The organism is Methanobrevibacter sp., assembly GCF_015062935.1.
In the GTDB taxonomy this organism is placed as follows: Archaea; Methanobacteriota; Methanobacteria; order Methanobacteriales; family Methanobacteriaceae; genus Methanocatella.
Genome location: NZ_SUTM01000033.1, coordinates 1 through 20,538 on the forward strand (window position 1 = coordinate 1; position 20,538 = coordinate 20,538).

Genomic DNA, 20,538 nt, shown 5'->3' on the forward strand with positions numbered 1-20,538 from the left:
GAGCCGTATGAGGTGTAAGTCTCACGTACGGTTCTTAGGAGAGTTTGGGGAAGTAATTCCTCACTCTTATCCGACAATATTAGTGCAAGAGTGGAAATAACACTCAAAAAAATTGTTGAAGATTCAGCTTTCACCCACAAGGACGCATATGAACTTGGAGCAAAATTAATAGCTATGGGAAATGCTGAAGAGACAATTGCATTAATAAACACCAATCCAAATTTTGAAAGAATCATAAAACAAACCGAATACCATTTAATTGAAGCAAGAAAACAAGAACTTGAAAGAGAATTAAAAGATTTATAGGAGTACCATCACTATGGGTCGAGGAAATTCAGATATCATTTATTTTTTAGAACGGCATGAACAAGAAATAATAAACTGCTGCAGGAAAGGAATGAGCAACAACGAAGTCAGAGAACTATTAAAAACAAAATATGATAAGGATGTTGCAGACATTACCTATAGAAAATTCAAAGCTAATCTGAATCTGACTAAAAATGATTTTCTTGAAACATTATTGGATGAAATAATAGCTATGAAAACATCTGGAGCAACAGATGAAAGTGTCAGAAGATGGCTAGCAGAAGAACACGAATTTGAAGTAAGCAGAGCATCATTTTCAAGATTCAAAAAGAAATATCATTTAACAGATAAAGAAAAAGACCCAAGAGCCAGAGATAAAGAAGCATTAACAAACAGAGCCATTAGTCAAAAGCAAATAACAGACAATAATGTTCATCAAGACAATATAGACATAGCTATTGATACAATACTCCAGCAACAGGTCACAGACATTAAAACAGGCCTTGACAATCTTGACAAGATAACTAAAAATGCTGTAGACATTGAAATAGACTTTGCAAAAATAGATCAGGAAATAAGACACATAGCAAATGAAAAAAGTCTACCCAGATATTTACTTGACATAGCCGAATTAAAAGTCAGATATTTAGAATTATCAGTAAGAGCATTTGAAGCTAAAAACAAACTATTCAAAGATGAAATGGACAGACTATTCAAAAACAGAGTTCTTGAATTAGAAGATAAAAAAATAGAACTTTCACAAAAAGACATTATGAATGAGATAGAAGTTCTTGCAAAACAAATAGATGATAATAATGTATGATGAAAACGGCAAATTCTATTTAGACGCTAAAGATAAAGCCATTCTTCAGAAATGTGTATATGAAAACCCCTATATACCATTCAATCCATTTCCAAAACAAGCCGAAATGATATTAGCTTCAGAAAAGGAAGTCTTGATTGGTGGAGCAGCTGGAGGAAGTAAATCAACAAGTCTGTTAATGAGGGCACTGTTCTATGTTCAGGATGATGTAAATGAGTATCATGCGTTAATCTTGAGACGTACTTTATCTGACCTAAAACGTAAAGGAGCATTAATTCATAAAGCTAGCCAATGGTTAAATCGAAAGGAAATTCAAAATAATCCAAGCATCAAACCAAAGTGGGATGGAACAGAACATTCATGGACATTTCCAAATGGCAATTCACTAACTTTTGGATATTTAAGAAACATCAATGACTTAGATACTTATCAGGGTTCAGAATACCAGTTCATTGGCATTGATGAATTAACACAACTTGAAAGATTCAAATATATCTATATGCGCTCAAGGGTAAGGAAAACAAAAGACAATAAACTTCCAACACAGTTAATGTGCTCAAGTAATCCTGGTAAGCGTGGAAACAAATGGGTACGTGAAAGATTCATAGAAAAAATAGATACTGACATCCAAGATAAAGACCAAATAAGATTCATTAGCTCAAGCTATTTGGATAATATCTATTTGGACAGAAAAGACTATGAAGAATACCTTATGGGACTTGACAGAGTTACAAGGGAACAGTTAATGAACGGTAACTGGTATGCTTCAGTTAAAGGTCAGCTATTTGATGAATCAGACTTCCACATAATCTCTCATGATGAATACATGAAAATACCAATCGTTAGAGTTATCAGATACTGGGATCTTGCTGCAACCGAAGTATTAAACGATGATAAACTTAAAGGTAGTGATCCAGATTTTACTGCAGGAGTTCTACTGGCTAAAGATCTAAACGGCAACATTTACATTTTGGATTCATATGAATTTCAGCTTGAGTCACGAAACTTGATCAATGAAATTATTAACACTGCAGCACGTGACAAGTCAGATGTACAGTATATTGAACTCGATGGGAGCACAGGCAAAAACTTCGGATTATTAATAATTGATGAGTTAACAAGAAGAGGATTCACTACAGGTACTGGTAACTCAAGAGAGAATAAAGTAGACCGTGCAAGAAGAGTTTCAGCAGATATTCAATTGAATGGAATTTACCTGGTTGGAAAGGATAGAACAGGGTTCACGAAAAAATGGGCCATGGAATTTTTAGAGAAAATAACTGCATATCCAAATGAAGCTATTCATGATGACTGTGTTGTGGCGTTTACAGGAGGTTATGAAAAAATAGCTACAGAAAATCAAACTAAAAGAGTTAATGTTGATAAATGGTATTCGACATGAAAAAAATAAATTATAATTTGATAATAATTTATTTATTCTCTTATTAACAGATTGTAATATAATTAAAATTAAAAAAATGGAGGATTTAATTTTATGAATAATATAATATTTAACGACTGTGAATACCGTTATATTGATGATAACGATGAATTATCATGTAAAAACAAACAAGGTACTGACATTGGTTGCGATAACTGTCAGGAAAATATTCATTTAAACTGTGATAATTTCAATGCAAAAAAAGATTTCTGCTTAAAATTCTTTAGAGATAACATAAGTGAGTTAAAAGAATGTCAAGAAAAAACTGTATTTAATGACACTGACTTAAGCCGTAAATGGTCAAATTAGCTATAAAAGTAGAACAAAGAGTTAATGTGGAAAAGTAGTATTCCACATAACACTTTAGATTTATTATTCGTCTTTATTTTCAGTATATGCTTTTAATACTTCTTGCCAGGAGTTAGTGTTAACGTTAATGTCAGTTATGTAAACCCAGTCAAGAATATCTTCTAGTTCTTCGCCATTGATTCCTAATACTTCAATAGCTTTTTCCAATAGAGTTTCATCAGGAATTAAACTTGGTTTAAAATCATTCCATAGGAATCTCCAGGCTTTATCTCTTTCTTCATTTTCTGCATTTTTCCTACTTTCTTCAGCATCGTAGTTTTGATTAATTAAAAACAATTCTACTTGCAATCTACCAATCTTATCTGTGATTTCATTAACGTTTCCTATTGGAAATATTCCATCTGCATAACCGAAGTAATGCTTTAGACATTCTTCAACAAAACCAGATAGATTAGGTATATGTTTTTTTGCTTTTTCTAAAACTTCTTCTTCAATACTAATCTTTAAACTTTTCTTACTCATACTCTCAGCTTCCATTGGTAATACTCAATTCTCAAAAAGGTGTCAGGGGTCTTGAAATATTATGACCATATGGGCATTATGACCATATGACCATGATTTCAAAAGTTACCTTATAGAGATTTTTTCACATTCGAATATGCAATGTCAAAAATACCCTCACGATTAATACCTTTCTCATGACATAACATGCCACACTCCATTTCCAAATGCCTCAATGATTCAGCAGATAATGGAGTACCTTCAATAGCTATATTGCTTTTAATCATATTCTCCATATCAGATATAACACTTAATTCATCTTGTGAATGAATTCCATGCAATGCACCGGCTGTTGCTAATGTTAATCCTAAACCGCTTAATGCTTCTTTATAGATATCAATAGCTTCAATAGCATCTGTTATTGTAGCTTCTTGTCTGTATTCACATTTTGCTCTAGCTATTGTTAATCTCTCCAAAGCTTTCAAATCCCTTGGTGTGATTGGTTTTCCGTCACTAGTTTCCAAAGCAGTTTTTCTTGTATTAACATAAAATTCCCTAAGCAATATTTTTGCATCTTTACTTAAAACGGGAAAGCAATTTGCCTTCATCCATGTGATATATTTCTTAAACAAATCAATATCCAGAATTTCAGATTCATCAAGAATGAAATCCTTATTAAGCAATGCATCAGCAAGTTTGGAATCCTTTTCTTTATCAACTTCATCTGTTAAGACAAATATCAAATCAAAACGGGATAGGTTTGATTCAGGTATGTCCAGTTGATCTCGATATAATTTGTAAGGGTCAAACTTACTGTACTTGGGATTTGCACCTGCAAGTATTGATGTTCTAGCTGACATGACTTGAACGAGTCCTGCTTTTGCTGAGCTAACACTTGACTGTTCCATAGGTTCGTTCAAACTCTTCTGTGCTGACGGTGAAAGCTTATCATATTCATCAATACACAATACGCCGGTATCTGCAAGTACTGTTGCTCCCGCTTCCATTGTCCATGTTCCTGTCAATTCATCTTTAACGGTCGATACTGTCAATCCTGCCTGTGATGTATTTGTTCTGGATATGGTAATGTTTTTAGGTGCTCTCTGTTTCATTGATTGTATTAATTGGGATTTACCTATTCCTGGATCTCCAATCAATAGCACATGAATTGTCCACCTGTCCATCATGCTGGATTTGAAGCTATCATTTAATGGTCTGTTGCCTTCAAATAATTGAAGAATCAAACCTTTCTTTATCATATCATAACCGTAAACTTCAGGAGCTAAACTATGCCATAACAATTCAAAAATATCATCCTGCTTAGATAGATTAATTATTTCTTTTACATCTTCTTCAGATATTCGTGAATCTTCAAAAACATCATCAACGGGAGTGATGTTGTGAATATGGATAATAAATTCATGTCCATCACTTCTGCCTTTGACTTTACGGGGTTCGATTTTGAAAATACCAGTTACATTAACAACATCACCTACTTTTAGGTTATGAAATGGGGAGGCAAGATAATCCAGTACAATAGCTTTGAATTCTCTTGTGCTGCCACCACCCCTTAACTCTAAAGGTTCCTCCAGTTTCAGTAATCTGTAATTCCTGTAAATGCTACTGTCTTTATCAAAAAACATGGATTTGCTGGTTCCTGCACATTGATTGTTTTTACAGAATTTTGGAATCACTTCTGCCTGATTGGGGTCGTTAATGTTAACCAGGTTTATTGTTCCGCATTCTCGGCATATGTAACATGCTTGTTTCAAATCAACTCTCACATCAGTTATGTTTTTTATCATGGCTCTGGTGCTTATCCATTTGTTATTGCTTGTGGCATCTAAATCATGGAGATTATCTCTTTCAGGCACATTCATGAATTTCAAGGCAACATTGCCAGTATTGAAAATTTCTTCCATCTGATCTATAAATTCATAAATCTGATGTTTCCAGAAATCTTTTCCAGACTGCTCAATTAGGAATTGATTTAGGCTTTCATAATCAATACTGACTTTACACTGTTTATTTTGAGATTTGAGCTTTTCAATCTCTTCGAAATGATTATCTTTAATGTATTTTTTCAACAGTGCTTTACCGCTTGCCATTGTGAGTTAACTCCATTAAATATAGCTATTTCACTTGGACATCACGTACAATGAAACTGTAATAGACATAGCTTCCGGTTTTTTCCTTAACCTGAATAGTCATCTCACCTAATCTATTTACAAACTCACGGTATTCAGCAAGGTTAACATTTCTGATGATATTGGATTTACCAACAGAACCTGCATTTTCCAATTCGAGAATGCTGGTAATGAAATCAAATAATACACTACCTTTACGAATGTTTTTGTGGATGTCACCATCGTTTTTGAGGTTAACATTGATTTCAATATACAATTGGTCATCATCCTGGAAGATGTATAATTTGAATCTGTTAACGGTTTTTTCTTCGCCGTCATCATCGAATGTGTATGAAGTTACAGAAGACATTTCTGGCCTGCCGGTTAGGAGTTTACCATCTTCAAAGTCTTTTAATTCTGCTTTTTCATATCCGTCTGGAATTTCTACAATTTCTTCATAATCTAATTGTGTATCTGTGAATATTGTCTGTTTATCGTTAAAACTCATTTTATCATCTCATTTAGAAATATTAAAGAGGATTTAGTTTGCATCCTCTTTTAAAAATTTTGATTGGCTTTGGATTGTTTTTTCAGCTGTCATTTCTTCAGCACTAACTTCTCCAGCACCTATCAGTTCAGCTATTGCACGGTTGGTTGCACGTGTCTTTGCAGTAGACATTATAGTGTGATCGCTCACTTTGTCTTTTCCTTTTTCACTGCGGGAACACAATGCATCTGATTCAACACTACGGCCATTAGGTAATGTTGCTCTAATGCAATAGTAAGCTTCACGTACTCTTCCCATTTTGGTCCTTTCAATGTCACGATCAACAATGTGAGTGTCAACATTGAATGCACGTGATAGCTTTTGCCATGCTGATTTTTTCTTAAAGTGTCTTTTCACTTTAACGTAGTTTCCGTTCTCATCTTTTTCTTTTACAATAATTTCCTGATAATCTGTTTCATTTAATAATCCTTTACAGAGTTTTTGATAAGCGTCCCATTGTTCAATAGCTACATCAACATTTGGAACATTATCGGTAGCTATTAATTCAGTTTCTTTAGAAACTTCTGGACTTTCTATAATTTCGGCTTTAACCATTTTATCACCTTTTATAATCCTACAGTACTTGTTATAATTCCAATCCAACCTATCACTAAAGCAAATAATATGCTGCCAATTAATATTAATCGTGGATTGAGGTTCATCGGTTCAGGTTTAGGATATAATCTAACTGGCTTAGACATTTTTGTTAGCTCCGTTATTTTTCCTAAATCCAACAATATATGCTTCGCCTCTTCTGAATTTTACAAATCCAATATCACCTTCAGCCGCATAGTGCATTAATGACAATAGCTTTGCATGAATTTGGGTAACATATGCTTTTTCTCTACCCTTAACCAATACAGTTCCATTGTCATCAATATGGAGGATTGTTTGTTCTACATCACATTTGGCAACTTTAATCTCTCCATTGTGAGTTAAAATGCCATGGTAATTATTTTGGAATTGATTAACGGTGGTTGTCATTTGATCATCTCCGTTAATGCAATGTTTTGAAAATGGGGAATAGCTATTCATACTATTCACCTGATTCAATTTTATCAAATAAATCCCACATTCTGTCCCATATGTTTTTTGGAACTATTACGTGAGGTTCTCCGTCAATGTCTTTCATTTCTATCATAATTAAGACTCCTGTTAATGTTTTAATGTTGTTCATCCGTCTGGCGTTAATCAAGTTTCATTATCTTGATCCTGTATGACTTGAAAAATTCCCTTTCACTTTGAATGTTTTCGTTTTCCTGAATTTCAGCAATACATTCTTCAAGTGCCCTGAAATTATTGAAAATTATTATTTCATTGGGCTTGGGTTTAATTACTTCACACATTATGTTTTGTCTCCTGTTTTTTCCCTTGTGGGTGTATATTCAACAATCTAAAACTCAATGTGGGTCAGAAGTCTTTGAAATAAAAATAGTAGGTTGTTAAAAATAGTTTTCAATTATTTACCGGATATTTAGAGTAAAATAAGTCTTTTAATTTAAAATGTATAAATATTTATATATTCCTTAAAATAAACTAAATATTGGGTTAAGTTTTGAAAAGTATTAATTTTTAACATCGTTTGGCGACGTGTCTAATTATTTTTATTTTTCTTACTGACCCATTAGGATTATATTAAAAAATAATATAACTCGTTGTCCACGAAAAATTATTTTTGTATAATCCTTTATCATGATCTTTTTTTCTCATTGCTTTTTTTGATATTTTACCTCCAGATATTGATTTTCAGGCCGTACTAAAAAAAAGTTGTACGAGTGTGAAAAATTGTTCTCACTTCGTAAAATTGCTTTCAGTTAGTAATGGCTAATCATAGTTTGTCAAAATGAATATATAAACATTACTATTCTTATTTTAATGAATAATATTCAGTAGAAAGAGTTATTTTATATTAAATTGTACACCCTAAAAAAATAATCATCGGTGTTTTGAAAATTGGTGTTTAGAAAAAAATAAGAAAAAATGTTGAAATGTATAATTTACATTTTCAACTTAATAATTTTTATTTGATATTCATTAAGACTTCCTTTTTAAGCTGTCTGATTTCTTCATCAATACCGTCCATTCGTTTTTTATACTCTGCATTTTCCTTTTCCATCTTAATAAACTCTGGAGATTTAACGGTAATCTTTTCAATCTCTTTGCTCATGGTAAGTGCAGGCAAATGCTTGATATATTCTTCTTTCAGGTCATCAGGATTGGCCATAAAGTAAGCGGTATCAGTTTGGTTTTTAGCCTTTCCCTGCAATTCATTTACCTTTTCCATTGGCATGCCGTCATTGTACAATGCGCTTGCATGAAACTTTCTAAGCATGTGGCTGCGGAAACGGTTGTAGTTGCCAACTTTACCTAAGTTTAATCTTTCATTTACAAGTGAAAAGCCATGTGTAAAATAATTGGGATCTACCTTAAAAAGTCGACGGCGATCAAGTAAAGAGTCTATTCTCCACAGCAGGTAATTGTTTATTGCAAGAGTTGCTTCAGGACTGCAGAATGTGGTATAATGTTTTCCTGTTTTTTGTCTTTTGATGTGAAATGTTGGAACTACACCTTCACAGTTACCCAAATCCGCAATTATATCAAAGATATTGGTTTCGTTTGTGTATTCACTTAATGCCTCAATATAATCTCCGATTGTCAGGTTTAGTGTTTCCATTCTGGCACAACCGCTGGATGCCATAAATAATATGATAGGTTTAATTGTTGGTGTAGCCACATCCACGGCCTTTCTGATGATTTCCTTATCTGGCAGGTCCTCAAATTGTATGGGTGCAGATGTGTTTGCAGCTTTTTTATTTATTTGAGGTAATTCGAAAAGTTCAATTTCATAATACCTGTAGATTACAAGTATAGGTGTGAACATTGCTTTTACAGTATTCAATGAAAAATTGTCAAGAAGGTATTGCCTGAAGGTTAACAGTCTTCTTTTTAATTTTCTGCGTTTCCATTTTATACCGGCATCCTCTTCTGCTTCTGCTTCGTCTAGGAGTTCTTTCAAACTCATTCCACAAAATTCAGTATACTTTTTCACAGCGTGTTTGTAGATTCGCTCTGTTCCCTCGCTGTGGTTTTTCATAATATGTATTTCTTCAATTAACTCGTTGTCCATAATATCACTTTCTATTTTTTTAATATTATAGGATTATAGTGAGAGCATTTGACAAGTAATATTTGTTCGTAAACTACAAAACAAATTTAACTAAAAAGTAGTAGATAATTCATTTACTTTTTAATTTTTTTTGTTCGTATTATATCGAACAAATTTCACTAAAAGTAGTAGATAATTTGAAGTGTGTTACGCCAACTCCAACATGAAGCTGGTCAAAAGGAACCAAAAGTTGCATAATCCAGATTCGCCCTTGCTGATTGGGGAAGTTAAAGATGGTGATGTTGTAAAAGAGGTTAATGAACCCAGCTATATTGATTCACAAACTAGGTTGCTTTGATTTTTAGTTTTGCAATATTGGGGTATGTTTATATTAAGAGAAAATTACATTTTCAATAGAGACAATCTCTGCTTTACCTGCATTCAATACTATTGAACTGGCCCACATTATGGAAGGCGAGGAAGTTTAATGTACAAGATTGTGTTTAAAGAAAAAAGAAGAAGAGAAAACTATCTGACAATACTTTTAGCAAAGTTTACGGCTTCGTTTATATCTTCTTCGTTTGGATGACCTCTATGAACGAATTTAAATTGTCCTCTGCAATGGAATTCTCTATCATCCATGTTTAATCCACATTTTTCAGCTTCTTTTTTTATTTGCTTATAGGTTGATTCGATAAGAGCTGCGGATGAGACATTAACAATACTTCCAACATTCACATCAATATTTTTGAGGAATTCCTTGACTTTTGAATCTGCTCCAGCATTATATACACTATTTCCCAAGAACAATATGTCAACATCTTCGTTTAAAGGTTCATCTATTGTTTTTGGAGCAACACCGATAGCTTCACCTATTGCTTCTGCAAGTTTTTCAGTATTTCCAGTTTTTGAATAATATCTTATTGCAATTTTCATTTTAAAACCTTCCTTGAATTGTATTACTACTCACAAACCCAACTAATTAACTCATTAATTTGGCTTTGTTGGTCGTCTTTACTTTCAAATCCTTTAGGATCATTGTTTTCACTACACATAACATTTTTGTGAGCACCAAATCTTAATACTCCAAATTCAAATGCGACATGTTCAGCTACAGGTGTGTAATCTGCTTCTCCTCCACCATAGCTGAATACTATACCTATTTTTTTTGATTCGTCTGGTGCTTTCATCTCTTTTGCAGGATTGAATTTGGAATAGAATCTGTCAATTAAAGCATCGACCATTCCAGGAAGCCTTCCAAAGAAAATAGGGGTGATAATAAATGCACCGTCACATTCTTCCAGATCATTGATTAAATCATATGCATCATCTTGAACTATGCATTCGTCTTTTGCCTTACAAGCATTATCAGCTTGACAAAATCCGATTTCTTTATCTTTTATATTGAATATTTCAACGTCTCCATCAATTTTTTCTTTGATGAAATTTGCAATTGCATATGAGTTTCCTTTTCTTGTACTTCCATTTATAACGATATATTTTGCCATAATTAATACTCTCCTTTGTTGAAATAACTTTAAAGTTATTATATATTATGATATATGAGGTCGTATTAATATAGTTAATCGTTATATAAATGTAGCAGGTGCATAATGGTAACCTTTAACAACACTATAGAAACATTTTTAAATTCACTCCTACAAAGACTATTACATGAGTGAAAGTGATGAAATAATCAAAAGACTGGACAGAATAGAAAATGAATTGATTACAATAAAAGAAAATAATTACAATCAAAACCTTCAAACTGCCATTGAAAGCATTAGGGACACCTACTCTAATTCAATCAAGAAAAATTTTGCAGACAATCTGGGGGAGAAGTGTAGTGAATTTTATCTCCCAAATTGCAAAAATGAAGAGTGCAAACAATTTATAGTCCAAGAGTTCAAAGAACTTTTTTTAAATACTCAAGAAACAGACCTCAACAAACTTAATGAACAGCTGGATGAAAAATTTTATTCTGTATGTGGCGTAGAATGTAGTCCATGCTACAATAACTTTAAGGAATACTTCTTTGAAGAGTTGAAGATGATCAATTCCATTAATGTGTCATATGAACTTAATGAAAATGAACCGATTGAAAAGTTGGATGTGGATATGTTAATTTCCGATGTATTTGAACCGTTATCGAGCAAGCAAAGGGTTATCATAATAGAATCGTTATATGTAGAAAACAAATCATATACTCAACTTTCACATTTAACTAAATTAAGGGGAGGAAACCTACTGTTCCACCTTGAAAAACTACAGGATGCAGGTTTAATCTCACAAAAACAAGACCGTGGCGAATACCTGCTCACAAAAAAAGGTTATACAACTTTGTCCTTAATAAATCAATTTCAAAAATTAATGTAATTACAATAATTGGCCACATTTATACGGGTTATAATGTGTCATTGAGAAAGAATTTGCCAAGCAATATTGTTTTCACTGTTCACGAACAAATTTCACTATACGTATCGGAGAATTTGGTTATTATTATGCCCACGCCAATATGGAACTGGTCAAAAGGAACCAGAAGTGACACAATCCTAATTCTCCGTTGATACTTGCTGAGATTAAAGAGAGGGAGTTGTAAAAGAGGTAAATGACCCAGCTATATTGACAGCCAACAAACATTGATTTGATTTCGCCAATAAAATTATTGTTTTGAAATTATAATATTGTTATCATTCTTAAATATTGTTTTATTTTATTTTAATCGTTTATTATTAAAATAAATAATTTTAAATAGTTTATAATTAATAATATCTATAAAAATATGATTAAATTTTTTATTTATTTTTTTTGATATATTTCTTAAAATAAATTAGTAATTGCTTAAATAAAATTAGTATAATTACTTAAATATGAATAGTATAATTACTTAATTGGTGGTATGTGGAATATATTAAAAGATATGTTTTGCATATAATGTAATATTTATAATTTTAAAACTAAATTATTATCATGAAAAAGTTTTTGAGTGTTGCATTAAAATTCCAATGGAAAACAATAGTGTTTATTTTCGCATTAATAATCATTCAGACATTCGTTCAAATGGAAATAATTGATTTGTTCGGTGCGGCTTTGACTGGAGTCAAAGAACAGAACGTTGATTTGCTTTTCAAATCAGGATTATATATGTTAATGTATACCGTCATTTCAATGATTGCCGTTTATGTCATCTCTTTTCTCACAACAAGAGTGGCTTCAAAATCAGCATATACTGTCCGTGAGAAAATATTCCATATTCTGATGAACTTGCCTCGTGAGGAAATTGATAAATTTAAAATTTCAGGGCTAGTTACAAGGTCAACCAGAGGTATGTCCTCCGAACAGGGATTTATAGTGATGATACTCGAACAGTTAATGCTTATTCCAGTTACATTCGTAGCAATTGTATATGAAATAGCATTGATTGATGGAACTTATGCATTATTTTTCTTAGGATTTATTGGTGTTCTTTCTGCAATCATAATTTTTAGAATGAAACAGATTGTGGAAATATTTTTCAGAGCTAAAAAGACATATGGTAAACTAAATTTATTATTCTTATCCAAAATCAATGATATAGCTGGCAGGATTCCATTTAACAAACAGGAGTATGAAGTCGAATTTGAAAAGGCATGTGAGAACTCCTATGATAAAAATGTCATCTATATTAAAAGTCAATGTTACCTCGGACCAATATTAATGTGGGGTTTATATGTTATTGTCCTGGTTACATTGGCAATGGTTAATTCAGGATACACCATTGGATTTGAAACTGATAGTGTAATTGATTCATTCATTATTCTGGTATATGTTGCCTACTTCATCACTACTCTAGCTAATATTCCTGCATTAATTGACAGATGGCCACGTGCATATGCCACTTCTGTGCGTTTGGAGGAAGTCTTGAATATTGAAGATAAAATCATAAAATCCAATACAAATGATAATCTGAAGGAAATAGAGATTGTTGAGGAGGATATTGCTCAAGAGGCTAAGGGCATATGGGATGAAAGAAAGGGTATCTCTGAAAAATTCACTGCATTGTTAAAAGAGGATAAGGCCAAAGTAAGAATATCAATGATTTTACTTACGATATCCACATTGTGCATGGTTTATGCCCCAAAAGTTGCCGGAAAAACAGTTGATTTATTGGCTTCCAATTGGAATTCAACTAATGACCCTGCTATCTACATTAGTCTTGCCCTGTTGCTGGTATTGTATTCAGTAGGATATCTGTTTAAATTACCTCCAAAGAGAATCATGGGGGCCACAGGTGAAAAAGTAGCATATGATTTAAGAGTGAAATTATTTGATAAGCTTGATGCTGTTGGTTCCGATTTCATTCAGGAAAATTCAAAGGGTCTTGTTCTATCCAGACTAAACAACGATGTGATGAACATCAGGGAGTTTGTTTCATCTAAATTTACTGAAATTTATGCGCAGATTCTATTTATAGTCTTTGTAATAGTGTTGATTGTGATGACAGACTTCAGGTTGAGCTTAATATACCTTGTGATATTGCCGGTTTATGCCGTTTGCTTTTATGTATGTGATGTCAAATCTAAAAACTATTACGATGGTCATCAAATGCAGTTGGGGAGATTGATGAGCTATTTTGAAAGAGGCCTGTCAAATCGTGATTCATTCCATGAAAAAGGGTTTAAAAAAATGAATCAAACTGTAATTGACTATTATGTCAAATCCAAAAACGTTACTAATTTTATGGTGCCTGTTACAACCCTTTTAACAAATATAAGTAAGATAACTGTTTATATTGCGGGGATTTACTTTTTAGCAGGTAATGAGATTCAGATAGGGACTCTATTGGCAGTTATTATGTATGGGCAATTATTAACAGATCCTATTAAAAAGCTAAGTTCCTCGATGGCCACTATTGAAACTTCATTTTCAAGCATCAAAAGGATATTTGCAATCATTGACTATAAAAACGATAAATAATTGAATTTCAATCATCTTGATGTCTGATGTAAGCTCAATTATTCTTGCAATTTGAATTGATGCTTTTTTTGAATAATTCTTTGAGGTTTCATAATCCGATTTGCCATTGATGATTGGTGTTGTTGTAAAAGAAGTCAATGAACTCAGTTATATTGATTTACAACAAAAATTATTTTAAACTAAATTATATTATTTTCCTTCTAGACGTTTAATATCTAAAATCATTTGATCAAAGTCAGAAATGAAGTTTTCATCTTGCACTACTCTGAATTTTTCATATTTTTCAAGCACATGTTCTCGTGCTTCTTCAGCAGATATCTTACCTTTGCCAACAAGAATTGGCAGCCTTCGAAGTTTAAGGTAGTCATCCAGCAGTTCTTTCCAATCTTTCATACCCATTGGGATTCTATCCTCTGCGCGTGATTCGGCTAAATTCAAAAAACCTTCTACTAAACTATTTAATCTTGATAATTCATTTTGATTCAAATAATTTTTGGATATGACCACGTCACTTTGTAGTATTTTTCCATTTGGTGCTTTTTTCCAGGTTGTCAAGCCCATATGAGGATTTTCAATATCGCTTCGTGTTTCTATGAGTTCTGCTGCAGTATGGTTGCTTATTGCAAATATCAGTTTGTTTTGTACTGTGGCAAAGAATTCTTTTGTTATGTCTGCATCTTTGTTATAATCAAAGCTTGTTGCATAAATGTCTGTGATTTTTTGATTGAATCTTCTCTCTGAAGCCCTTATTTCTCGTATGGTTTCTAATAATTCATCGAAATAGTCTTCTGTAAATCTTCCACCTTTTTTCAGAAGTTCTTTATCGATGACAAATCCTTTTATCATATATTCCTTTAATATTTTATTGGCCCAACGGCGGAACTGTGTTGCTTCTTTACTGTTTATTCTGTATCCTATTGATATGATTGCGTCAAGATTATACCATTTTTGGGGCCTACCTCGATTATTTGATTTTTTTAAGGATTTCTTAATAAAATTGGGATTGTCTTTAAAAAGGTCTTTAGAAGATATGCTTACTTCTTTTTCATCTAGCTCTCCTTCTTGGATTATATTTGAGAAATGCATTGAAATATTGGCTGATGTTGTTCCAAATATTTCTGCTATGACTTTTTGACTTGACCATAATGTTTCGTTTCCAATTATAAACTCAGCTTCTATATCGTTCTGTTCGCTTTTGTATAGTAACTTTTCAATAAGTTTGAATTCGGGCATACACTTCCTCCTTGGTTTAATTTAAAAATTTTTATAATTGGTTTTATATATGTTAATGATTATTATATCCAATTTTTGTTAGAGCATTTGATAAGTAATATTTGTTTAATATCTATTGCTAAAGTAGTAGATAATTCCGCTACTTTTCGCCCTTATCTGTTCGTATGTTGTAGAACAAATTTCACTAAAAGTAGTAGATAATTTCTATATTGTTACGCCAACAGCAACATGAAGATGGTCAAAAGGAACCAAAAGTTACATAATCTTGATTCTCCTTTGTTGATTGGTGATGTTAAAGATGATGATGTTGTAAAAAAGGTTAGAGAACATTGTTTCATTGAAACTCACGAAAAAGTTCTACCACTTATGCATATTTTTCAATCAACTTTATACAAATATTTTGAATTAATATTCATGAAAAGAAAAAGTAGCTATTAATTATATATAATTTAAAAAAGTAAAATATTATTAATTAACATAATTGAGGTATTATATGAAAGGAGACGTATATTACGGTAAAGGTATAAGAGAGTTAAAAGACAGCCATCCTGACTTATTTGATTTGGTATCCAACATTAATGAAACTGTATGGGACGGTAATGTCTTGGATTATAAAACTCAAAAACTGATTGCTATTGGTATTACTGCTTCCCGTGCAGATCCAAGAGCTACCAAAAAACAAATCAGAAGCGCTATTGAAGTATTGGGCATTACAAAAGAAGAAATCGTGGATGTTTTAAGAGTTGTCTTATTAACTTCAGGTATGCCTGCATTTTCCAAATCACTTCAAATTCTAAACAGTGTCACTGAAGCTATTGAAGAGGAAAGAGAAGATAAGGCTTAACTCTTTTCTTTTTTTTTAAATTATTTGATAAACTATTTCTAAAACACAAAACACCATAAATAAAATCATCCCGTAATTTAGAAGCATTGTTTTTATAGGATGGGTTAAGCTGATTTCTGTTTTCAAACCGTTGAATTTGGATTTTTTATAACTTGTCAATGAAATCAAACCTATCAAAATGCACAATAATATAACTGCGGTATAGATTAATACAACAGCCAGATCGCCTATTGCTACGTTTCCTGCAGCTATTGCCATTGCACTTTTTCCAACAAATAGGCTTACTACTGATCCCATTAAATTAGCGCAAATGTGCAATAAGATGGGATATAGAATAGTTCCTGTTTTTATATATACGTATGCTAGAAATCCTCCCATTAAAAATGCATAGAAGAACTGATTCAGGTTTCCATGGAAAAATCCGAATATCACTGCAGATAATATTATGCTGACCCTGGCGCCGTATCTTATTGTTCTGTCAACAAGGAGTTTTCTAAAGAAAAATTCTTCAAAAACAGGACCTATGATGCTGATTAATAATAAATTCAGCCACACGTCTGTTGAATTTATCAGGTTTTCAACAGGATTTGTTATTGTTGTTTGTGTTAGCCCGCCTAGCAGGCTTGTCAGTATTAATCCAATGAGATTTCCTGCCCACATCAGTGTTAATGTTATTGCAAAATATTTCAGGAAAGTTAAAACGCTTATGCCATGCCTTTCGAGATGTCGTGTGTCAATTTTTTTCATCAGGAATAGTATTATCGGCAGTGGCAGAATATAATTGCAAACTGCAGACATTATTGTCAGATAATTGTAATCGTTGATTATGTCAATGTTTAGCATTGATATTGCGTTTATTGCAATTACCTGTATTATTATTGCTGAAACTGCAAGAATGAGATAGTTGAATCCTACTTTTGAAAAAAACTTTTTGTGGATATTCAAATTTTCACCTTGTCTTATTTTTAATTTAATTTAATATTTATTTTTTCCTTTAAAATTTAGGCATTCCAAAATATTTATATAATATCAGCAATAAAATTAGGTATACCTAAAAATTAGAGAGTGTATTATGAGAGCAAGACATGGTGGCGGCCATTCAATTGGCCTGGAAATTGGTAAATTTGTTTTTTCAGAATTGTTGGCATCATCTTACAAATCCCGATGGAGAATTGGTAACGATATTCACAAATGCACATTATGCGGTAAATGCCAAATGCTTTGCCCTGTTAATGCCATAACAGTCAGCAGGCACAACAAGACCTGGGCACTAAACAACAGGCGATGCAGACAATGTCTGGAGTGTATAGTCAAATGTCCTTCTCGTTCGTTAACTCAAGTGAGATTATGACTTTATAGGTAATTTTTTCCATAAATTTTTTGGAAAAACTAAAAATTATTTTGGCTTACATAAATTATTTTTTGGTATAACTTAATAAAAATTCTTTGATTTGCCTAAAACCAATTTTTAAACCGAATTATTTATATATGATGATTTATTTAATAGATATTGTCAGATAGCTCATGTAAAATAAATATAATTTTTAGGTTTGCATAAGTTTTGAGATCAGGTTCAAAACACTTTCATGCTGAGCGGAAGTTTTTGTATCCAGTAATAAAAAAATTTTAAGAATAAATATTGAAGTATATTGCTTCATTTTTTTTTAAATTGGATGGATGGTATAAAAATGAATCGTAATGAAATAATTGACAAATGTGTAGAGCATAAACATGCATTAATTTTCGCAGCAGGAATCGCAACCGCTTTAATCGGTAAAAAAATAATCGAATCTAAAACCGTAAAAGACGCAGCTACAAAAGGAATGGCAACAGTAATGTCTGCTAAAAAAGATGCAGAAGAATGTTTCCAAGACATGAAAGACAACGCTGAAGACATGGTTGTCGATGCTCACGATGAAGACAAAAAAGAAATCTACATTGAATCTAAAGATTAGATATATTTATTTAAGGTTATCAAAATGAAATATCAAGTAATGCATGATAACGGGCCTCGTTTAAGGGTCCGTGCCGGCCAATGGGCTTTCACAAAAGAAGAAGGCTACGGGCTTGCCTCATTACTTTTAGATTATGATTTTATCCACGATGTGTTTACTTCCCACAGAAACGGCAGTATAACAATCTATTACGACGAAGGTATGGAAAACAAGCAGAAAATTTTTGAAATTTTAAATAGCTTCACAATGGATGATCTTGTTGAAGCCGAACCTACACAAACTCAGGTTTCAAAGGAAATCACTGATGACTTCTATTTAAAATTGGCAAAGATGATCGGTCGCAGATTGCTTGGAAGATGGTTCCTGCCGCTGCCTATTAAAAATGCACTGACAATCATCCGTGCATCAAAATATATCTGGGAAGGTCTTGACAGCTTGACTGATTTCCGCGTAGATGTGGCTCTGCTTGACGGTGCCGCAGTTACTGGAGCTTTATTACAAGGTCAGTATCAACCTGCAAGCTCAATGATGTTCTTATTGTCCATCTCCGACGCTTTAGAAGATTACACTGTACAAAAAGCTAAAAGTACTTTAAAAGACAGTTTGGCTTTAAATATTGATACTGTCTGGGTAGTCGGAGACGATGGTGAAGAAAAACAGGTTTCAGCAATGGAAATCAAGAAAGGAGATAAAATCAAAATCCACATGGGTGATGTAATACCTGTGGATGGAAAAGTAGTCGACGGCGAGGCAATGGTTAACGAAGCTTCCATGACTGGAGAACCATTGGCAGTACATAAATCAGAAGGAAAAACAGTTCATGCAGGAACTGTTATAGAAGAAGGAAATATTGTTGTTGAAGTCTATTCAATGAACAAGGAAACCAGATTAAATAAAATTATTGATCTGATTGAAAACTCAGAAGAGCTAAAGGCCGACACTCAAAGCAAGGCCGAAAAACTTGCTGATTCAATTGTTCCTTACAGTTTCCTTGCAACTGCACTTACATATCTGATTACAAGAAATGCTTCAAAAGCATTATCTGTACTTATGGTTGATTTCTCATGTGCAATCAAGCTGACTACTCCATTATCAATCATTTCTGCAATGCGTGAAGCGTCAGACAACAGAATGATGATTAAGGGAGGAAAATTCCTTGAAGCATATGCAAATGCAGATACCATTGTATTTGACAAGACCGGAACATTGACCAATGCAACTCCAAAAGTTGTCGAGGTCATTCCGATGTCCAGCAAATACAAACGCAATGACATTCTAAGAATGGCAGCATGTATCGAAGAGCACTTTGCGCACAGTATCGCTACAGCTATTGTAAAACAGGCTGAAGAGGAAGGTCTTAAACATGAGGAAGACCACAGTGAAGTTGAATACATTGTAGCTCATGGTATCGTAACTGAATATGACGGCAAACGTGCAGTAATCGGATCCAGACACTTCCTGTTTGATGATGAAAACATAAAAGTCACCAAACGTCAGGAGAAAAAGATTGAAAAAGAAGTTGCAGAGCATTCTGTAGTATATCTTGCAATCGACGGAAAACTTGAAGGATTAATCTGCATTGATGACCCTGTAAGGGAAGAGGCAAAATATGTCATTGAAGAGCTTAAATCATTAGGTATTGAAAATGTCATAATGCTTACCGGTGACAGTGAAAGCGGTGCAAAGGCAGGTGCTAAAGCACTCGGAATCACAGAATACAGGTCACAGGTACTTCCTGAAGACAAGTCAAGAATTGTTGAAGAACTTAAAGCAGACGGAAAAACAGTTATAATGGTTGGGGACGGCATTAACGATTCACCTGCACTTGCGGCTGCAGATGTATCAGTTTCAATGAAACATTCATCAGATATCGCCCGTGAAGTGGCAGACATATCATTGCTGTCAGATGATTTATATGACCTTGTAACTTTAAGAAAACTAAGTACCGGAATGCTGGATAAAATCAACTCCAACTACCGAAATATTGTTGCGGTTAACGGATCTCTTTTAGTATTGGGCGTAATGGGTGTAATTTCACCGTCAACATCTTCAATGATACATAACTTATCCACAATGCTTTTCGGTGCAATGAGTACAAAATCTGTTTTAAACGAAAGAGACTTTTCAAATGATATTGAAGTAGAAGCTATAGAAGTGGCTGATGCTTCATAATTTTTCTTTTTTTTTAGTTATTTATTAAAAATACTTGCTATTTTGCTTATTTGGATAATTTTATTAATGGTTGCTATATTCACAGTAGGAATATTGGGCATCCTTGTATTAATCTTTGAAATTTATGCTGCATATGATGCTTTTGAACTACCTCGACCTGTAAGAGGTCGAGGATTCTTACTTCACGGGCTGGTACTTTCCCACGAAAGTAGAATTACC

23 protein-coding genes are annotated in these 20,538 nt (G+C 33.0%); 11 read left to right on the forward strand and 12 right to left on the reverse strand.

The annotated features are described in order from the left end of the window. Positions 1 to 90: 90 nt before the first annotated feature. The 4 genes from E7Z81_RS11510 to E7Z81_RS11525 all read left to right on the forward strand — a co-directional run bounded on the left by E7Z81_RS11510 (position 91) and on the right by E7Z81_RS11525 (position 2,879). Positions 91 to 306, forward strand: coding sequence for a hypothetical protein (locus tag E7Z81_RS11510; RefSeq protein WP_292747981.1), 216 nt, complete (start codon positions 91 to 93; stop codon positions 304 to 306). Between the two features lie 13 nt (positions 307 to 319). Next, positions 320 to 1,129, forward strand: coding sequence for a hypothetical protein (locus E7Z81_RS11515; protein ID WP_292747984.1), 810 nt, complete (start codon positions 320 to 322; stop codon positions 1,127 to 1,129). After that, positions 1,122 to 2,531: a phage terminase large subunit gene (locus tag E7Z81_RS11520; RefSeq protein ID WP_292747986.1), complete on the forward strand. Its 1,410-nt coding sequence runs from the start codon at positions 1,122 to 1,124 to the stop codon at positions 2,529 to 2,531. The genes E7Z81_RS11515 and E7Z81_RS11520 overlap by 8 nt, the downstream gene beginning before the upstream one ends. A gap of 93 nt (positions 2,532 to 2,624) precedes the next feature. Then, positions 2,625 to 2,879 (forward strand): hypothetical protein, encoded by a 255-nt coding sequence (locus E7Z81_RS11525; RefSeq protein ID WP_292747988.1) that lies wholly within the window; start codon positions 2,625 to 2,627, stop codon positions 2,877 to 2,879. A gap of 63 nt (positions 2,880 to 2,942) precedes the next feature. On the opposite strand, the gene E7Z81_RS11530 is transcribed toward E7Z81_RS11525, so the two are convergent. The 8 genes from E7Z81_RS11530 to E7Z81_RS11565 all read right to left on the reverse strand — a co-directional run bounded on the left by E7Z81_RS11530 (position 2,943) and on the right by E7Z81_RS11565 (position 9,180). Further along, complete coding sequence (locus tag E7Z81_RS11530) at positions 2,943 to 3,416, reverse strand: type II toxin-antitoxin system CcdA family antitoxin (RefSeq protein WP_292747990.1); 474 nt, start codon at positions 3,414 to 3,416, stop codon at positions 2,943 to 2,945. A 95-nt stretch (positions 3,417 to 3,511) separates the two neighbouring features. After that, a complete protein-coding gene (locus E7Z81_RS11535; RefSeq protein ID WP_292747992.1) occupies positions 3,512 to 5,488 on the reverse strand; it encodes a minichromosome maintenance protein MCM in 1,977 nt (658 codons plus the stop codon). Between the two features lie 25 nt (positions 5,489 to 5,513). Further along, positions 5,514 to 6,014, reverse strand: a complete 501-nt coding sequence (locus tag E7Z81_RS11540) for a hypothetical protein (protein WP_116592761.1) — start codon at positions 6,012 to 6,014, stop codon at positions 5,514 to 5,516. A 33-nt stretch (positions 6,015 to 6,047) separates the two neighbouring features. Continuing rightward, entirely contained in the window at positions 6,048 to 6,608 is a 561-nt protein-coding gene (locus E7Z81_RS11545) for a hypothetical protein (RefSeq protein ID WP_292747995.1), read from the reverse strand. A gap of 11 nt (positions 6,609 to 6,619) precedes the next feature. After that, positions 6,620 to 6,754 (reverse strand): hypothetical protein, encoded by a 135-nt coding sequence (locus E7Z81_RS11550; protein ID WP_292747996.1) that lies wholly within the window; start codon positions 6,752 to 6,754, stop codon positions 6,620 to 6,622. Next, positions 6,747 to 7,088, reverse strand: a complete 342-nt coding sequence (locus E7Z81_RS11555) for a hypothetical protein (RefSeq protein ID WP_292747998.1) — start codon at positions 7,086 to 7,088, stop codon at positions 6,747 to 6,749. Before E7Z81_RS11555 ends, E7Z81_RS11550 begins: the two co-directional genes overlap by 8 nt. Before the next feature lie 152 nt (positions 7,089 to 7,240). Continuing rightward, positions 7,241 to 7,399: a hypothetical protein gene (locus E7Z81_RS11560; protein WP_165814064.1), complete on the reverse strand. Its 159-nt coding sequence runs from the start codon at positions 7,397 to 7,399 to the stop codon at positions 7,241 to 7,243. Positions 7,400 to 8,073: 674 nt separating this feature from the next. Further along, positions 8,074 to 9,180 (reverse strand): site-specific integrase, encoded by a 1,107-nt coding sequence (locus tag E7Z81_RS11565; RefSeq protein WP_292748001.1) that lies wholly within the window; start codon positions 9,178 to 9,180, stop codon positions 8,074 to 8,076. A 181-nt stretch (positions 9,181 to 9,361) separates the two neighbouring features. Between E7Z81_RS11565 and E7Z81_RS11570 the strand changes: the two genes are divergently transcribed. Beyond that, on the forward strand, positions 9,362 to 9,517 hold the full coding sequence (locus E7Z81_RS11570; RefSeq protein ID WP_292748003.1) for a hypothetical protein: 156 nt from the start codon (positions 9,362 to 9,364) through the stop codon (positions 9,515 to 9,517). A gap of 170 nt (positions 9,518 to 9,687) precedes the next feature. Here the strand turns inward: E7Z81_RS11570 and E7Z81_RS11575 are convergent, their stop codons facing one another. Together E7Z81_RS11575 and E7Z81_RS11580 are read right to left on the reverse strand one after the other, a co-directional pair. After that, the gene (locus tag E7Z81_RS11575) at positions 9,688 to 10,095 is read right to left on the reverse strand and encodes a flavodoxin family protein (RefSeq protein WP_012955170.1); all 408 of its coding nucleotides are present in this window, start codon (positions 10,093 to 10,095) and stop codon (positions 9,688 to 9,690) included. Between the two features lie 26 nt (positions 10,096 to 10,121). Beyond that, positions 10,122 to 10,667, reverse strand: a complete 546-nt coding sequence (locus E7Z81_RS11580) for a flavodoxin family protein (protein ID WP_012955171.1) — start codon at positions 10,665 to 10,667, stop codon at positions 10,122 to 10,124. A gap of 166 nt (positions 10,668 to 10,833) precedes the next feature. On the opposite strand from E7Z81_RS11580, the gene E7Z81_RS11585 reads away from it, so the two are divergent. Then, entirely contained in the window at positions 10,834 to 11,535 is a 702-nt protein-coding gene (locus E7Z81_RS11585) for a winged helix-turn-helix domain-containing protein (RefSeq protein ID WP_012955172.1), read from the forward strand. Positions 11,536 to 12,129: 594 nt separating this feature from the next. Beyond that, positions 12,130 to 14,115 carry an ABC transporter transmembrane domain-containing protein gene (locus E7Z81_RS11590; RefSeq protein WP_083777622.1) on the forward strand — a complete coding sequence of 662 codons (1,986 nt, stop codon included), beginning with the start codon at positions 12,130 to 12,132 and terminating at the stop codon, positions 14,113 to 14,115. A gap of 189 nt (positions 14,116 to 14,304) precedes the next feature. Here the strand turns inward: E7Z81_RS11590 and rhuM are convergent, their stop codons facing one another. After that, the gene (gene rhuM / locus E7Z81_RS11595) at positions 14,305 to 15,348 is read right to left on the reverse strand and encodes a RhuM family protein (RefSeq protein WP_012955174.1); all 1,044 of its coding nucleotides are present in this window, start codon (positions 15,346 to 15,348) and stop codon (positions 14,305 to 14,307) included. Positions 15,349 to 15,841: 493 nt separating this feature from the next. On the opposite strand from rhuM, the gene E7Z81_RS11600 reads away from it, so the two are divergent. Continuing rightward, positions 15,842 to 16,192 carry a carboxymuconolactone decarboxylase family protein gene (locus E7Z81_RS11600; protein WP_292748005.1) on the forward strand — a complete coding sequence of 117 codons (351 nt, stop codon included), beginning with the start codon at positions 15,842 to 15,844 and terminating at the stop codon, positions 16,190 to 16,192. A gap of 15 nt (positions 16,193 to 16,207) precedes the next feature. Here the strand turns inward: E7Z81_RS11600 and E7Z81_RS11605 are convergent, their stop codons facing one another. Further along, positions 16,208 to 17,137, reverse strand: coding sequence for a CPBP family intramembrane glutamic endopeptidase (locus E7Z81_RS11605; protein WP_292748007.1), 930 nt, complete (start codon positions 17,135 to 17,137; stop codon positions 16,208 to 16,210). Positions 17,138 to 17,264: 127 nt separating this feature from the next. Here E7Z81_RS11605 and E7Z81_RS11610 point away from each other — a divergent pair, with 127 nt between their 5' ends. From E7Z81_RS11610 to E7Z81_RS11620, 3 genes are all read left to right on the forward strand, one after another. Beyond that, positions 17,265 to 17,543 carry a DUF362 domain-containing protein gene (locus E7Z81_RS11610; protein WP_292748009.1) on the forward strand — a complete coding sequence of 93 codons (279 nt, stop codon included), beginning with the start codon at positions 17,265 to 17,267 and terminating at the stop codon, positions 17,541 to 17,543. A 337-nt stretch (positions 17,544 to 17,880) separates the two neighbouring features. After that, on the forward strand, positions 17,881 to 18,147 hold the full coding sequence (locus tag E7Z81_RS11615) for a DUF6110 family protein (protein WP_292748011.1): 267 nt from the start codon (positions 17,881 to 17,883) through the stop codon (positions 18,145 to 18,147). A gap of 24 nt (positions 18,148 to 18,171) precedes the next feature. Next, the gene (locus E7Z81_RS11620) at positions 18,172 to 20,319 is read left to right on the forward strand and encodes a heavy metal translocating P-type ATPase (protein WP_292748013.1); all 2,148 of its coding nucleotides are present in this window, start codon (positions 18,172 to 18,174) and stop codon (positions 20,317 to 20,319) included. Positions 20,320 to 20,538 lie beyond the last annotated feature (219 nt).

What these genes read in the sequence shown, in the direction of transcription:
- E7Z81_RS11515 (WP_292747984.1), top strand. Translation starts at nt 320, where the DNA reads ATGGGTCGAGGAAATTCAGATATCATTTATTTTTTAGAACGGCATGAA.
- E7Z81_RS11520 (WP_292747986.1), top strand. Translation starts at nt 1,122, where the DNA reads ATGTATGATGAAAACGGCAAATTCTATTTAGACGCTAAAGATAAAGCC.
- E7Z81_RS11525 (WP_292747988.1), top strand. Translation starts at nt 2,625, where the DNA reads ATGAATAATATAATATTTAACGACTGTGAATACCGTTATATTGATGAT.
- E7Z81_RS11530 (WP_292747990.1), bottom strand. Translation starts at nt 3,416, where the DNA reads ATGGAAGCTGAGAGTATGAGTAAGAAAAGTTTAAAGATTAGTATTGAA.
- E7Z81_RS11535 (WP_292747992.1), bottom strand. Translation starts at nt 5,488, where the DNA reads ATGGCAAGCGGTAAAGCACTGTTGAAAAAATACATTAAAGATAATCAT.
- E7Z81_RS11540 (WP_116592761.1), bottom strand. Translation starts at nt 6,014, where the DNA reads ATGAGTTTTAACGATAAACAGACAATATTCACAGATACACAATTAGAT.
- E7Z81_RS11545 (WP_292747995.1), bottom strand. Translation starts at nt 6,608, where the DNA reads ATGGTTAAAGCCGAAATTATAGAAAGTCCAGAAGTTTCTAAAGAAACT.
- E7Z81_RS11550 (WP_292747996.1), bottom strand. Translation starts at nt 6,754, where the DNA reads ATGTCTAAGCCAGTTAGATTATATCCTAAACCTGAACCGATGAACCTC.
- E7Z81_RS11555 (WP_292747998.1), bottom strand. Translation starts at nt 7,088, where the DNA reads ATGAATAGCTATTCCCCATTTTCAAAACATTGCATTAACGGAGATGAT.
- E7Z81_RS11560 (WP_165814064.1), bottom strand. Translation starts at nt 7,399, where the DNA reads ATGTGTGAAGTAATTAAACCCAAGCCCAATGAAATAATAATTTTCAAT.
- E7Z81_RS11565 (WP_292748001.1), bottom strand. Translation starts at nt 9,180, where the DNA reads ATGGACAACGAGTTAATTGAAGAAATACATATTATGAAAAACCACAGC.
- E7Z81_RS11575 (WP_012955170.1), bottom strand. Translation starts at nt 10,095, where the DNA reads ATGAAAATTGCAATAAGATATTATTCAAAAACTGGAAATACTGAAAAA.
- E7Z81_RS11580 (WP_012955171.1), bottom strand. Translation starts at nt 10,667, where the DNA reads ATGGCAAAATATATCGTTATAAATGGAAGTACAAGAAAAGGAAACTCA.
- E7Z81_RS11585 (WP_012955172.1), top strand. Translation starts at nt 10,834, where the DNA reads ATGAGTGAAAGTGATGAAATAATCAAAAGACTGGACAGAATAGAAAAT.
- E7Z81_RS11590 (WP_083777622.1), top strand. Translation starts at nt 12,130, where the DNA reads ATGAAAAAGTTTTTGAGTGTTGCATTAAAATTCCAATGGAAAACAATA.
- rhuM (WP_012955174.1), bottom strand. Translation starts at nt 15,348, where the DNA reads ATGCCCGAATTCAAACTTATTGAAAAGTTACTATACAAAAGCGAACAG.
- E7Z81_RS11600 (WP_292748005.1), top strand. Translation starts at nt 15,842, where the DNA reads ATGAAAGGAGACGTATATTACGGTAAAGGTATAAGAGAGTTAAAAGAC.
- E7Z81_RS11610 (WP_292748009.1), top strand. Translation starts at nt 17,265, where the DNA reads ATGAGAGCAAGACATGGTGGCGGCCATTCAATTGGCCTGGAAATTGGT.
- E7Z81_RS11615 (WP_292748011.1), top strand. Translation starts at nt 17,881, where the DNA reads ATGAATCGTAATGAAATAATTGACAAATGTGTAGAGCATAAACATGCA.
- E7Z81_RS11620 (WP_292748013.1), top strand. Translation starts at nt 18,172, where the DNA reads ATGAAATATCAAGTAATGCATGATAACGGGCCTCGTTTAAGGGTCCGT.